The sequence below is a fragment of the Trichothermofontia sp. genome (genome assembly GCF_053493415.1).
In genome coordinates this window covers 1-15,068 of sequence record NZ_JBRCAD010000183.1, presented here as the reverse complement: position 1 = coordinate 15,068, position 15,068 = coordinate 1, and the positions used below count along the sequence as shown (strand labels likewise).

Annotated in this window: 11 protein-coding genes; 9 read left to right on the top strand and 2 right to left on the bottom strand. The window is 56.5% G+C overall.

Annotation, left to right across the window (positions count from 1 at the left end):
* Positions 1-40 precede the first annotated feature (40 nt).
* A complete protein-coding gene (locus tag ACWIUF_RS16210) occupies positions 41-634 on the bottom strand; it encodes a WcaF family extracellular polysaccharide biosynthesis acetyltransferase (protein WP_448573561.1) in 594 nt (197 codons plus the stop codon).
* A 102-nt stretch (positions 635-736) separates the two neighbouring features.
* Here ACWIUF_RS16210 and ACWIUF_RS16205 point away from each other — a divergent pair, with 102 nt between their 5' ends.
* From ACWIUF_RS16205 to ACWIUF_RS16165, 9 genes are all read left to right on the top strand, one after another.
* Positions 737-2,425 carry a GMC oxidoreductase gene (locus ACWIUF_RS16205; RefSeq protein WP_448573560.1) on the top strand — a complete coding sequence of 563 codons (1,689 nt, stop codon included), beginning with the start codon at positions 737-739 and terminating at the stop codon, positions 2,423-2,425.
* Between the two features lie 120 nt (positions 2,426-2,545).
* Complete coding sequence (locus tag ACWIUF_RS16200) at positions 2,546-3,073, top strand: DUF5132 domain-containing protein (protein WP_448573559.1); 528 nt, start codon at positions 2,546-2,548, stop codon at positions 3,071-3,073.
* A gap of 114 nt (positions 3,074-3,187) precedes the next feature.
* Positions 3,188-6,280, top strand: coding sequence for an HAD-IC family P-type ATPase (locus ACWIUF_RS16195; protein ID WP_448573558.1), 3,093 nt, complete (start codon positions 3,188-3,190; stop codon positions 6,278-6,280).
* Between the two features lie 33 nt (positions 6,281-6,313).
* A complete protein-coding gene (gene metK, locus ACWIUF_RS16190) occupies positions 6,314-7,507 on the top strand; it encodes a methionine adenosyltransferase (RefSeq protein WP_448573557.1) in 1,194 nt (397 codons plus the stop codon).
* Positions 7,508-7,732: 225 nt separating this feature from the next.
* A complete protein-coding gene (locus ACWIUF_RS16185) occupies positions 7,733-8,188 on the top strand; it encodes a ribonuclease III domain-containing protein (RefSeq protein WP_448573556.1) in 456 nt (151 codons plus the stop codon).
* 92 nt (positions 8,189-8,280) lie between these two features.
* The gene (locus ACWIUF_RS16180; RefSeq protein ID WP_448573555.1) at positions 8,281-9,030 is read left to right on the top strand and encodes a 4'-phosphopantetheinyl transferase family protein; all 750 of its coding nucleotides are present in this window, start codon (positions 8,281-8,283) and stop codon (positions 9,028-9,030) included.
* Between the two features lie 207 nt (positions 9,031-9,237).
* The gene (locus ACWIUF_RS16175) at positions 9,238-10,596 is read left to right on the top strand and encodes a 1-acyl-sn-glycerol-3-phosphate acyltransferase (protein WP_448573554.1); all 1,359 of its coding nucleotides are present in this window, start codon (positions 9,238-9,240) and stop codon (positions 10,594-10,596) included.
* Positions 10,597-10,934: 338 nt separating this feature from the next.
* Positions 10,935-11,243, top strand: coding sequence for a hypothetical protein (locus tag ACWIUF_RS16170; protein ID WP_448573553.1), 309 nt, complete (start codon positions 10,935-10,937; stop codon positions 11,241-11,243).
* Between the two features lie 324 nt (positions 11,244-11,567).
* On the top strand, positions 11,568-13,295 hold the full coding sequence (locus tag ACWIUF_RS16165) for a succinate dehydrogenase/fumarate reductase flavoprotein subunit (RefSeq protein WP_448573552.1): 1,728 nt from the start codon (positions 11,568-11,570) through the stop codon (positions 13,293-13,295).
* A 41-nt stretch (positions 13,296-13,336) separates the two neighbouring features.
* Here ACWIUF_RS16165 and ACWIUF_RS16160 read toward each other — a convergent pair.
* Positions 13,337-15,068, bottom strand: a 1,732-nt coding sequence (locus ACWIUF_RS16160; RefSeq protein ID WP_448573551.1) for a BamA/TamA family outer membrane protein, incomplete at its 5' end; no start/stop codon positions are given.

Below are 15,068 nucleotides of genomic sequence, written 5' to 3'. Positions count from 1 at the left end.
GCCCTAGTGAGTTCATCGTTGCTCCGGGGGGGCGTCAAGGTCAGCGAGGCAGCGATCGGGGTTTGATGGGCTGGGCAGGATTCCCGGCATAAATGGTCATGGGCGCTAACGATCGTCCCGCGACCCCGCCGAGGGCCAGCACAGCCCCTCGGCCAACGGTGACCCCAGGTCCCACCACGGCTTTAGCCGCGATCCAGGCCCCGGCCTGGATAAGAATCGGACGGGTTTGTAGGGTAAAACCAGGATCGGACCAGTCGTGGTTGCCCGTACACAGGTAAACCCCTTGGGAGAGACAGACATGATCCTCTAGGGTGATGGGGGCTAAATTATCTAACCAGGCATTTTCCCCAATCCAGACATAATCCCCGATCGTCAATCGCCAGGGAAATTTAATACGCACCCCTGGTTTCAGACGCACTTGACGACCGATGGTTGCCCCAAAACGACGCAGTAACCAAACCTTGAAGCTGGAAAAGGGCAGGAGCCGACTTTCGACGAGGTGGGTCCCTACCCCATACCAAACGATCTGTTGCCAGCGGGGCGCACCGGGGGTGTATTGGCCCATTTGGTAGCGATCGAGGTTAACGATCGGTGCGGATGCGGATGCAGCCTTGGGATCAGGCATTTCAGACATAGCGCAGCTTGCCGCCAGAAAAGCTCAACCAGTGATGATGATAAGGGCAAGGGATTGCCTAAAATTAAAAGGTTATTCCAGGGGTTGGGTTGGGGATTGATTATGCCCATAGCATCGCCACACCTTGGGCGCATTGTGACGCCATCTGAACCCTATGATGCGATCGTAGTCGGTTCGGGGGCAACGGGCGGGGTTGCCGCGAAGGAACTGAGCCAACGGGGTCTGCGGGTGCTGGTTTTGGAGGCCGGACGGGATTTAGACCCCAAGGTAGACCTGGGCCATCCGGTGCGCGATATGGCGCGGCGAGTCTATAACCTGGCAGTTTCTCGGCGGCAATCCTATCAAGCGGCCCATCCCGGCTATTGGAAAGCCAACCCGGATTTTTTTGTGGATGAGCCAGACAATCCCTACACAACACCGGCACACAAACCCTTCTATTGGATACGAGGGCGACAAGTGGGTGGGCGCAGTCTCACCTGGGGCGGCATTACCCTGCGGTTGTCTGATTACGAATTTCAGGCCGCCAGTCGGGATGGCTATGGCGACAATTGGCCGATCACCCATGCGGATTTAGCCCCCTATTATGCTCGCCTTGAACAATTTTTCCGGGTCCGGGGTCACCGTGACGGTCTGCCCCAATTGCCCGATGGCCAGTATTTGCCACCCTCCCCCTTCACCCCTGGGGAAGCCTACCTGCAATCGGTGCTGCATCGCCAACGCCCGGACCTTCCCCTGATCCACTCACGGGGTTTTAGTGTACACCGGCCCACCCCCGATCAGCCCTGGCCGCGATCGTCTAGCCTGGGTTCCTCACTACAAGTAGCTCTGGCGACGGGGCGGGTAGACCTGCGTCCGAATGCGGTGGTTAGCCATCTCACCTTTGATCGCGATACCCACAAGGCAACCGGGGTGCTTTATGTCGATCGCCAGACCAAAACCAGCCATGAAGTGCGCGGGCGGCTGATCGTCCTGTGTGCCTCAACGATCGAATCCGTGCGCATCCTCCTTCATTCCACCGAGGCTTACCAACCCTATGGGCTGCCGAATGCATCTGGGGTTCTGGGGCGCTACCTTATGGATCATGTCTCTACCACACAATTTTTTCTACTCCCGGATCTACCGGCTCCGGCGGCTCCCTTTCCCCTGTCGGGTAGCGAAAGCTTTTTCATCCCTTGTGTTTGGAACCTGGACACCCCCCAGGCAACGTTTTTACGAGGCTATGGCCTTTGGGGAGGGATTCAACGGATTGCAGTCCCGCGTCCCTTGCAAAAAGCTGGGGACGGTTCCGTGGGCTTTTTGATTGGGCATGGAGAGGTCTTACCCTGCCTTGAAAATCAGGTCAGTCTTAACCCGGATCAAGTCGATGCCTGGGGTATCCCCGTCGCCCATATTGACTGTACTTGGTCTACTAATGAGCACAAAATGGTTGCCCACATGCGCGAACAAATGCAGGCGATCGTGGCCCTACTGGGGGGGCAATGCTTCCCTCTGAGTGAGCTATTTCACTTTCCCCTACTTGTGAATTGGGTTCGTTGGCAGGAAAAAATCACCACCCCGGCGGCTCCCCCCGGTTATTACATCCATGAGGTGGGTGGTGCCCGCATGGGGACGAATCCCCAAACCTCCGTGTTAAATTCCGATAACCAATGTTGGGAAGCCCTGAACGTCTTGGTGACCGATGGTGCTTGTTGGGTCTCCTCCGGCTGGCAAAGTCCGACGCTCACGGAAATGGCCATTACGGCACGGGCCTGCGATCGGATTGTGGAAAAACTGCGACAGGGAGATATCTGATCCCGACTTTTTCGCTCACAGCACCCATCAACGGCATTCATGTGCGGGTTAGTGCCCCAGAAAACTTAGCGACTAGGGGCCAGAGGTGAGTAGAGTAGTAGTAGAACTGGTGTGAAAACGATGACCGCTGCTACCCCCGATGCCAACCTGGCTCTACCATCTCCTACCGAGGTCCTATCTGGGTTAGCTGTCCTCATCATTGCCCCAGCAATTGTTGCCTGCAACGCCGCCGCCAAGGACCCAACCGTGCGACCGTGGCTGAAACAGGGGATCGCGATCGCCGAACACGGTCGCGAGGCGATCGCCACCGCCCAAGAACACTGGCAAGATCTCACGGCTGAAGTCCAGGCCGACCTAATCGCACACCGTCAAACCCATACACCCCCAACGGCGCGACTGGCAACGGAATTGCAAGCGATCGCGACCACTCTCGATACCCAAACCCGCACCCTCACCCGTGGCTGGATGGACTTGAAAACATTAGTGCCCTTGGGGTTAGGCGCGATCGCCCTACGCCAATTGTTGACCAAAGGGTTACAGTTAGACGCGATCCCCTGGTATGTATTGGCCTGGTATGCCTTTGATAGTTTCATAATCTTGAACCGAACCCCAGCAACCACGATCCATGATCAGCCCCCAGAGAACTAAAGCATCTATCTTGTGGGATAGCCCTTTTCTTTTGGGATAGCCATCCCGGCTGTCACCTTCTTAAAAATCTAAAATCTAAAATCTAAAATCTAACCACCCTCTAGGTAATGGGCCGTGATTCAGGCAATCCATACCAAAGTTCCCGGTAGGGCCAGATATAAGGTAACGGCCTTGTATCGATCGCCGGCCTTGCAACGCTATCTCGAAGAGTATCTCAGTGCTGATCCAGATATTCAATCCATCACCGCTAATCCGTTAACGGGTACTGTGTTGATCCATTTCAAGCCGGAATGTCCGGTGGCGGAGATGGAGTCCCGTTTGGGAGAGGCGATACAGTTATGGGAACAGGGCAATGAATCCCGGCGGGCGGGTTCACAAGATGTGGAATTGCCGTTTCAGACTGCCGCGCAACCCGCCCCTACCCCAAATGTTGCTGATTTTCGACGGGCGGGTTCACAAGATTTGGAATTGCCGCGTCAGAGTGGGCCGCAACCTGCCCCTACCCCGGATGCTCCTACGCCGCAGGTTAGTCAGGCAGAGGGGTATCAGTTGCCCCTTGCAACGGTATTGCAACACTGGGGTGTGGATATTGAGGTGGGGTTAGGGTCAGCGACGGCGGCGCAGCGCTTAACCGAATACGGGCCGAATCAACTGGGGGTTGCCGAAGGGCGATCGGACCTCAGGATGCTTCTGGAACAATTTACGACGTGGCCTGTCGCCTTGCTGAGTGGGGCGGCGCTCCTGTCGGGGCTGACGGGGGGGCTGGTGGATGCGATCGTGATCATGGGCGTGGTGGGCGTGAATGCCGTGATCGGCTATGTCACCGAGAGCCAGTCGGAGAAAATTATTCGATCGCTGCGACAGGGGGACAAGCCGCTGGTTCAGGTGCGGCGCGATGGGCAGGTGGTGACCATTCCGATCGAAACAGTGGTGCCGGGGGATGTGTTGCTGCTGCGATCGGGGAATTATGTGGCGGCGGATGCGCGATTGGTTCAGGCGAACAACCTGAGTATTGATGAGTCGGCCCTGACGGGGGAAAGTATCGCGGTCAACAAGCGGGCGGTGGATCTGGGGACAACGATCGTGCCCCTGGCGGAACGGGTGAATATGGTGTTCAAGGGCACGTTCATTGTCGGCGGTGAAGGGCTGGCGGTGGTGACGGCCACGGGTGCCGCGACGGAAATGGGCAAAATCCAAACCCTGGTCGGGGAAACGGAGGTGTTGGATACGCCGCTCCAGCGCCAGTTAGGCGAGGTCAGTGGTCAGTTGGTGCTGCTGTGCGGGGGCGTGTGCGGGGCGATTTTTGCCATTGGCTTGGGGCGGGGCTATGGGTTACTGGAGATTTTAAAAACCTCGATTTCCCTGGCGGTGGCAGCGGTGCCGGAAGGATTGCCCACGGTGGCGACGACGACCTTGGCCCTAGGGATTCAGAATATGCGCCAGCGCAAGATTTTGATCCGGGGGCTGAATGCGGTGGAAACCCTGGGATCAGTGCAGGTGGTGTGCCTGGACAAAACGGGGACCTTGACCCTGAACCAAATGGCCGTCGTGGCGATCCAGATGGCTACCGCCGCCCTAGAGCTAACCCCGGCGGGTGAGGTGGCGCAAGTCGAGTTCACCAGCTCAACAACCGCCATCGACCCGATCGCCCTGCAACGCCTCCTCGAAATTGGGGTTCTGTGCAGCGAAAGTAACATTGCCCAAGCGGCGGATGGCACCTACACGGTTAAGGGGACAGCGACGGAGAATGCCCTGGTGAATTTGGCGATCGCCCAATCCCTGGATGTGCTGGATTTACGCCAACGCTATCCCCGCCTGCAACTCAACCCCCGCACCGATAGCCGCAACCTGATGAGTACCGTGCATCGCACCCCGGACGGGCAGCAATGGGTGGCGGTGAAGGGCAGTCCCCCGGAAGTGTTGGAGCGGTGTCGGGCGTTTCTGGATCAGGGAGAGGTGAAACCGCTCACCCTCAAGGACCAGCAAGCCCTGGAGATGGCCAACCAGAGCCTTGCCGATCGCGCCCTGCGGGTATTGGCGATCGCCTATCGGGACCTAGATACGGATGACCAGAACCCAGAGCAGGATCTCATTTGGGTGGGCCTCGTCGGACTCGCAGACCCGATTCGGGAAGGGGTGCCCACGCTGATTGAGCAGTTCCATCAAGCGGGGATCGATACGGTTATGGTCACGGGCGACCAAAGTCCCACGGCCTACGCGATCGGGCGGCAGTTGAACTTAAACCGCGATCGGCAATTGAAAATCCTCGATGCCTATGACCTCTCCACCCTGGAGCCGGAAGCCCTCACGGCCTTAGCCGATAAGGTGGATATCTTCGCCCGCATCAGTCCGGCGGATAAGTTGCAAATCGTGCGGGCACTGCAATCGACCGACAAAATTGTGGCGATGACCGGCGATGGCATCAACGATACGCCAGCGCTGAAGGCGGCCAATGTCGGACTGGCGATGGGGTCAGGTCGGGCGGGGGTGGTCCACGAGGTAGCGGATGTGGTGATTCAGGATGACAACCTGAGTACGATCATTGATGCCGTGAGCCAGGGCCGCACCATCTACAACAACATTCGCAAGTCGGTTCACTTCTTGCTGGCGACGAACCTGAGTGAAATTATTGTCATGGCGATCGCGACGATTTTCGGCTGGGGGGAACCCTTGAATGCGCTGCAACTGCTCTGGTTGAACCTGGTTACCGATGTTTTCCCAGGTTTAGGCTTGGCCCTGGAACCGCCGGAACCGACGGTACTGAATCAACCGCCCCGTGACCCGAATACACCGATTATTCGCAACCAGGATTTTCAACGGATTGGGGTTGAAGCCAGTGTGTTATCGGTTTTCACCCTCGCAGCCTATGGCTATGCCCTAGGGAAATACGGGGTGGGTCCCAAGGCCAGTACGGTGGCATTTATGAGTTTGACGATCGGGCAAGTGTTGCATACCTTTAGTTGCCGTTCCGAGACCCACCGCTGGTTTGATCCGGAGCCGTTACCCCGGAATCCCTATGTTGAGGCCGCGATCGTCGGTGCCCTAGTGTTGCAACTCCTGCCGTTAGTGATACCGGGCCTCGGCAAGCTCCTCAAAATTACGCCCCTTGATCCCTGGGACTACGGGGTGATTGCCACTGCCGCCCTGTTACCGTTACTGATCAACGAAGTGACCAAACCCAACCCAGCCCAACCCAAATCAAATTAACCCAGCCTTAAATGCCTAAACCGGAGGGAAGCCATGCGACACAACGGTATGTTTTCGTCGGAATCGGTAACACCGGGTCACCCCGATAAATTGTGCGATCAAATTAGTGACGCGATCGTCGATCGCCTCTTGCAACAGGATCGCCAAGCACGGGTGTTAACCGAATGTGCCGTCTCGAAGGCCATTGTCTTTCTTTCGGTGCAATTTGTGGCCAAGCGATCGGTGGACTTTACCACGATTACCCGTCAGGTGATTGATCAAGTTGGCTATGATCATCCCCCCTTTCGCGGTCATAATTGTTCGATTTTATCCAGCATCGAAGAGCAATCCCCGGATCAGATTCAGAATTTTGATGAGTATCAGTTAGAAAATGCCGAAATCGATCGCATTCCCGTGCGCAACCAGGCCAATCTCTTTGGCTTTGCCTGCAATCAAACGCCGATCCTCCTTCCTTTACCGATTTGGTTAGCTCATAAATTAGCCCGATATCTAGATAAGGCACGACAGCATCAACTGCCCTACCTCGCTCCCGATGGTAAAACCCAGGTCGGGGTGGAATATAACGATCACAAACCGCACCGTATCCATAGTGTGACGATCGAAGTCAGTCAAAATACACCCGATCTCCCTAGCCTCCAACAACTTCAGTCTGATATTCAGGAAGTGGTGATTCAGCCTGCCTTTGCCGACGAACCCCTGCGACCCGATGCCAAAACCCATATTTTTATTAACCCCAATGGTCCGGTGATTACGGGGGGACCGTTGATCCATGCGGGCTTAACCGGGCGTAAAAATGGCATCGATACCTACGGCGAATATTCCAAACACAGTAGCGCGGCCCTCAGTGGCAAAGATCCCCTGCGCATCGATCGCATTGGGGCCTATGCCGCCCGTTATGCCGCCAAAAACGTGGTCGCGGCGGGCCTAGCGGAAGAATGTGAAGTGCATTTAAGTTATTCAATTGGTCAGGCCGGACCCGTCAGCATCGAAGTCGAGACCTTTGGTACGGGCAAGGTCCCAGAGGAAGAAATTATTCATCGCCTCAGCCAGCAGTTCGATTTCCGCCTCGCGGGGATTGTGAAACAGTTTGACCTGCGGGGACTCCCCGCCCACTATCCCGATGGTTTTTTCCGCAAGCTCGCCACCTTTGGTCAGGTCGGACGCACCGATTTAGATCTGCCCTGGGAGAAAACCGATAAGGTAGCCTATTTGACGGACTCACCCTAGTCCAGCCAAGATCAAGTTTCGCAATGTTGGTCGTAACAACTTTAGTCCTTGCCGGCTAAAGCCAGCACTACGAACGTTGCAGAATTTCCTTTTTGAGCTACTAGGTCGGTTCAACTCTAGGCTGGATGCAATCAGAAGTGTCGTGATGGAGCCTACTTCCAGTAGACTTTCCCTATTAGCCCGCAATTGATTCGTGGGCGGGCAGTCAGCGCAGCTAACATTTTTATGTTAATCGAACAAAAACTCAACTACTTTTTCTTTGATAAAGAGATCCTGAAACGATCGCTGATTCGCCCCTCCTACGCGATCGCCCGCCAGGAAGCCGGAGAACCCTGTGCCGACCAAACTGCCTACAGTATTGTGGGTGACGCGATCCTGCGCATGATCTTAACCGAATTTGCCCTGCGATCGGCCTGCCAAACCGAAGCTGAAATTAATGACTGGCTGCAACCCTTTCTAGCCGAATCGACCCTGGTGACCATTAGCGAAACCCTGATGATTGGTCCCTTCATCAAACTTAGTGAAACCGAAAAAGCAGAACGCATTGATGAAACTACGGATGCACTAGTCCAAACCTTAAAGGCCATTCTAGGAGCCGCCTATTTTGATGGGGGATTTCATACCGTGCGCAAAATTGTTAAAACCCTCTTCCAGGAGCAGTTACCGCTTGATTTGAACTAGGGTGCTGTCAAGTGATTTTAGATTTTAGATTTTAGATTTTAGATTTTGAAGGTGCTATGACAGCCGAGACGGCTATCCCACAAGCATTAGGTATGCCTGCCCGCCTTTTACCCAATGAGGTCCAGGTCTTTTACATTTCCTTCCCCCACTGGCAAATGGAACTTGACCGTCTATGGCCCCTGTTAGATGCCCAAGAACAGCAACGGGCACAGCGGTTTGTGCGGGAGAGCGATCGTCAACGTTTCATTGTTTCCCACGGAACTCTACGCCAACTCTTGGCCCAGTTCTTGGCGATCGCGCCTGATCAGGTCAAGATGCAAACAAACCCCTTTGGTAAACCTTATATTGCTGGGGCAGCGATCGCCTTTAACCTTTCCCATTCGGGCCAGTGGGCGGCGATCGCGGTGACTGCTGGGACTCCGGTGGGGATTGACGTGGAAAAGAGCCGCCCCATCACCAACCTCCTATCCTTAGGGCGTCGTGTCTTCTCGCCCACTGAACAGGCAGCGTTTATGGCCTTGCCTGGTCCTGAGCAACTGTCCGCGTTTTTCCAACTCTGGACCCGTAAGGAGGCCCTACTCAAGGCGATCGGACGGGGACTGCACGTGTCCCCAACCCGCCTTACCTTGGGATTTACGGCTAAACCACAGGCGATCGATCTGCCAACGGCCCTCGCTGGCTGCGGGGATTATGGGTTTACCCAAGTCAGTCTCTATCCCCTTAGCCCCTCCCGTTGCTCGCCCCAGGAACCTTGCGACTACTGGGGTGCCCTTGCTGTCGCCAACTCGGTGGGTCTGGTCATTGAGCAATGCTGGCTCCCCGATCGCCCCTCGTTGAACTAAAACAATTGCAACTGTCTGCAACAACATTGAGGGCAATGGCGGGAGCACCCCCCCGCCAAGTGGGCAAGTTGCTCTGTCTCCGCAGCGATAATAGCCAGTTTTTCCACTGGCCACGCCAATGGGCATCCCAGATTTTTATCCTTTATCCTTAATGTCCATAGATCATTACCCCCCTGCCGTTATCGTCACCCTCGCCCCGATCCTGTAATGCCAGCTCACCCGCCCCTCGCCTTTATTCCCCCCCGTTTTAATCCCTGGGTGTTGGCCGTGTCTCGCCAACTATTACCGATCGCGCTCCGCCGGGTGGCCCACTGTCGGGAAGTTCAGGTCCATAATGGGGAACAATTGCTGGATCTCTATCGCCAATTCCAAGCAGGACAAGTGCGCTTTCTCCTGGCCTTTCGCCACCCCAGTCCCCACGATCCGTTCTGTATGGCCCATCTGCTCTGGCGATCAGTGACTCATCTGGCCCGCCAGCAAAGGGTATCCCTAACCCAGCCCCTTCATGCCCACTTTATCTACGATCGCGGCATTCCCCTCTGGGCTGGGGCGTGGGTGGGTTGGCTCTATTCCCAACTGGGCTGTACACCGATTATGCGGGGCAAGCTGGATACGATTGGGCTGCGATCAATTCGTCACCTGTTCATGAATGGCCCGTTCCCCCTGGCTGCTGCACCGGAGGGAGGGACCAACGGCCACAATGAGGTGATCAGTCCCCTGGAGCCGGGAATTGCCCAAATGGGGTTTTGGTGTGTTGAGGACTTACGCAAAGCCGAGCGCCCAGAAAGGGTACTGATTGTGCCGATCGGGATGCAATACACCTACCTCGATCCGCCCTGGCAGGCCGTGACCCAGTTGCTCATCCAACTGGAGCGGGACAGTGGCCTAGTGGGTCAGGGGGACTCGGAAGTGGCGTTATACCAACGCCTAACCCGCCTAGGGGAACACCTGCTGACCCTGATGGAGCAGTTCTACGCCAACTTCTATCCCAATATATCCCCTACCCCCGACCTGAGGCCCACGACCGCCGCCGCCCCGATCGCCGATCGCCTCCAGGCACTCCTCCAAACGGCATTGGCTGTCGCGGAGCAATTTTTTGGAATTAACTCCACAGGATCGCTCATCGAGCGCTGTCGGCGGCTGGAGCAGGCGGGCTGGGACCGGATCTATCGCCAGGATCTCAAGGATCTAGAGTGCTTGTCGCCTGTGGAACGAGGACTGGCCGATCGCGTCGCCGAGGAAGCAGCCCTGCGGATGTGGCACATGCGTTTGGTGGAAACCTTTGTCGCCGTTACGGGTAAGTATGTGGCCGAGAAACCGACGATCGAACGGTTTGCGGAAACAACCCTGTTGCTGTGGAATACGGTCACCCGCCTGCAAGGACAAATCCCCTTTCCCCTGCCCAACCTGGGGGCACAACGGGTATTGATCACCGTGGGACAGCCCCTCTCGGTCAGCGATCGTGCCGACGACTACCGGACCAACCGCCGCCAAGCGATCGCCACCCTCACCCAGGACTTACAGACGGCCCTCGTAGCCATGCTCCCGTCCGAATCCCCGACCTGAGGTCCGCGACTTCCTGAGAAGATTATTCACAATCCGTAGCAATATTCCTAGCCATTGGGCAGATCTTGGGCTGAGCGCGTGGACACTGTTTTGCCGCAAAATCATCATTTTTCCTTAAGGGATTTCGTCACCCAGACTACTGCATTGATCGCGATCGACGGCCCACGTTGCCGGAATCGAGTAAGATTAATCAATATTATGTAAACTTGCATTGCAGAATATGCAGAAAAATTGAGAAGCGGGCGAAATTCAAACTCAGGCTCTAAGCTAGAAAAAAGACACAGGATAATTCGAGATACGTTTAAAACCTGTTGCAAAAATTCAACTAGAGCGAACCTATGGATAAGATCAGCCGTTACCGCGTTGCCTGTACACTTACCTTTGGGGATATCTACCCACAAGTGATCATTTGGCTAATTACTATTTTTATTAGCTTAGCCGTAGCAATGGCCCTATTGGGTGTCAGTCGCCCGATCTACGCCTTGGCAACCGTGGGGCTGATTTTAGTACTTTCCTTGCCGTTCCTCCTTTTTGCCTTTGTAACAACGCTGTTGAATCACATTGAATTGCGTCCAGTCACGGCGGCCAGTGAAGCTCAAGGTCAGGTGAGTGCTGAAGGGCTACCCGTTAGTCAGCAACCTGCCTAAGCATTACCATTAGGTCAGCAATGGGCTGTCCCCGTTCAGGTTTCAGAGATTGCTCCAGAGATTGCTCCAGAGATTGTTGTAGACATCGTTATCATGATTCCCTGCCCTTGGGTGGGGAATTTTTGTTGGTGTTGAATCGTCCCGAAACTGGTTCAAGCGTCTGGTTGATAAGGGTTTGTGCGGGCGAGAAAGTTGCTAGAGTAAAGCAGGGTTGGCAGACTCGGTAATGGTCCTGGGGTGGGGCAGGGCGATCGTTGAAGTCTGGCGGCTGGTTTGATGGGATTGGCTAGATTCGATTGGTGTGTGCGTGAGGGCGCTGGTTTTATGTTTGAGCACGATGTGGTGATTGTGGGTGGTGGGTTGGCGGGTTGTCGGGCGGCCCTGGAAATTGCCCGGATTGATCCCAGCCTCAATATTGCCCTAGTGGCGAAAACTCACCCCATCCGATCGCACTCCGTGGCGGCCCAAGGGGGAATCGCCGCCACCCTCAATAATGTGGATGCTGAAGATAGCTGGGAAGCCCATGCCTTTGACACGGTGAAGGGGTCGGATTACCTCGCGGATCAGGATGCTGTGGCGATTCTGACCCAGGAAGCGCCCCAGGTGGTGATCGATCTGGAGCATTTGGGCGTGTTATTCTCGCGCCTGCCGGATGGTCGGATTGCGCAACGGGCCTTTGGCGGCCATGCCTATCGCCGGACCTGCTATGCCGCCGATAAGACTGGTCACGCCATCCTGCATGAGTTGGTCTGTAATCTCAAACACCACGGGGTTAGGCTTTACGAAGAATGGTATGTCCTACGCCTGATTGTCGAAGAGGGGCAGGCCAAGGGTATTGTCATGTATCATCTGCTCGATGGCCAATTAGCGATCGTGCGGGCGAAGGCCATCATGTTTGCGACGGGCGGCTATGGGCGGGTCTATAACACGACGTCCAACGATTTTGCCTCCACTGGCGACGGGTTGGCGATGACGGCGATGGCCGGGTTACCGCTGGAGGATATGGAATTTGTCCAGTTTCACCCAACCGGGCTGTATCCCGTAGGGGTTTTGATTTCCGAAGCCGTCCGGGGGGAAGGGGCCTATTTGATTAACGCGGAGGGCCAGCGGTTTATGGCCGACTATGCGCCCTCCCGGATGGAACTCGCGCCACGGGATATTACCTCACGGGCGATCGCGCGGGAAATTCGGGCCGGTCGGGGGATTCACCCCAATGGCAGTGCCGGCGGTCCCTTTGTCTACCTGGATCTGCGCCATATGGGGCGGGAAAAGATCATGAGCCGGATTCCCTTCTGCTGGGAGGAGGCCCACCGGTTGCTGGGGATTGATGCCGTCGAGCAACCCATGCCGGTGCGGCCCACGGTGCATTATTCAATGGGGGGGATTCCCGTCAACACGAATGGTCAGGTGCGCCAAAGTCCAGAGGCGCTGGTCGAAGGGTTTTTTGCGGCGGGTGAGACGGCCTGTGTGTCGGTGCATGGGGCTAATCGCCTGGGTAGTAATTCGCTGCTGGAATGTGTGGTCTATGGTCGTCGCACAGGGGCAGCGATCGCCCACTACGTGCAAAACCGTAAGCTTCCCGCCCTGAATGCCTCGGCCTACCTCGCCGAAGCGCAGCAACAGCTACAAGCCCTGCTCGATCAACCGGGTACCTACCGCATTCACCAGGTCCGGCAAGCCTTCCAGGATTGTATGACCGAACATTGCGGCGTGTTTCGCACCCACGACAGCATGGCCGCCGGGATTGAACAGATCCAGGTCCTCAAACAGCAATACCAGCAGATCCGCCTGGACGATCGCGGCACCTGCTGGAATACGGAAATTGTTGAAGCCCTAGAGCTACGCAGTTTGATGGTGGTGGGGGAAATGATTCTTACGGCGGCCCTGCATCGGCGCGAGAGCCGGGGGTCCCATGCCCGCGAGGATTATCCCGATCGAGATGATGCCCAGTTCCTCCAGCACACCTTGGCCTACTACTCGCCCATTGGGGTGGACCTACAATATATGCCCGTGACCATCACCCTGTTCCAACCCCAGGAACGCAAGTATTAGGCCAGAATCGGGTGCCGCCAGAGGGCGGACTCACCCAATCCCTAGAAGCGATCGCCAAAGCCAAAGTGGAGGCGGCTATCGCCCTGGTCATTCAAGCCATAGTCCATTCGTACCAAACCCACGGGTGTTTTCACCCGCAGACCTGCGCCATAGCCCAAGCCACTCCCCGGTTTATCCCGCACCCCACCGGGATCGCCGGGTACAGTGTCACTGCTCCCTAAATCCGTGGCCGCATCGAAAAACAGGGTGCCTCCCACGATCGAGAACAGGGGGAAGCGATACTCCGCCGATGCCTGTACATAGCTGCGACTGCTGGCCATATCCCCCCGATCGTACCCCCGCACAGAATCCGTCCCCCCCAGGCTAAAGGCTTCATAGGGGGGCAGGTTACCGACCACAGTGCCCGCTTGTACATTCAGCGCTAGGGCCTCTGACTGCGGGGTGAACTGGGTGAACTGGACCGGTACATAGACGCTGTAACTGCCTTGGACCCGATTCATGAGAATATTACCCGCTCCGATCGGGGCGGACTGCTCCGTACTCAGGCGCAGGAGGGAGCCTTGGGTTGGCTGCTCTCGTTGGTTCCGGCGATCCTGAACAGCCGCCAACTCAAGGGTATACAATTCGTCCCGGCCCGTACCGCTGAAACTGAGGTCATTGCCCAATGCATCCTTGGGCGTAATCTTGCCTGCTTCATCCTGGACCAAGACCCGTTGGTATTGGGTGCTCAGGGACACCTGCCAGTCATCAGCGAGGGGACGGCTAAAGCGAATCCCACCTCCCAGGCGATCGAGACGGGGTTGATCGCCATTGGGTAGATCCACCGGGGTATCTCCCCCATCAAAGACCAGGGAGGTGCCCCGTCGGTTGAAGACATTGGCGGTATACGCTGTCCGGTGCGGGTCGCCCATGATCCAGGGGTCAGTAAAGCGCACATCGTAGAGCATGCCCTGACGATCGACCTGGACATCAGCACTCAACTGCTGGTGGTTACCGCCGATATTATTCTGTTGGACCTTCAAGCCTACCGCTAGGCCACCACTCGTGCTGTAGCTCGCATTGGGCATAAACTGGCCTGTCTTTTGCTCCGCCACCTGGATGATGACCCCTACCGTCTCCGGGACCTGACCGGGTTTGAGCGTGACCCCCACATCAGCGAATAGGCCCAACTGGTACAGCCGCCGCAAATCCTGCTCGATCGCAGTGCGGTTAAAGACATCTCCCGGTTGGGTTTGCACTTCGCGGGTAATGATGACATCACGGGTACGACCCTTGATGGGCTTGCCGGTGGCATCGGTGGTGTTGCCTTCGCCATCCACAAATTGCACCTGGAGCGAGTCGATCACCCCTTCCACCACGGTCACCCTCAGGGTCCCCGTTGGTTCCCCCCAACTGACGTTGACCACATGGGCCAGGGTATAGCCGTTCTTTTCATACCACTGGTTGAGGCTCTCAATGCGGGGCTTGAGTTCATTCAAGTTCAGTTGACGCCCATAGAGATCCCGGAATGCAGCCGCGATCGTCGGTTGGGGTAGGACCTGATTGCCGTGCATCTGCACCGCCCGTAGGATTGGGTTGGGCTGAACCTGGTAGGTAAGGTGGACGCCTTGGGGGGTTGTGACGGGGATTGCCTGAACATCGGCAAACAGGCCGATCGCCCGAATTGCCGCCAGATCCGCCTCAATTTGGGCCGCCGGTACAGTTTGACCTGCCTGGGTGCGAATGACGGCGGCAACCTGGGGCTGTAAGTTCCCCGCTCCGGCGATCGTTACC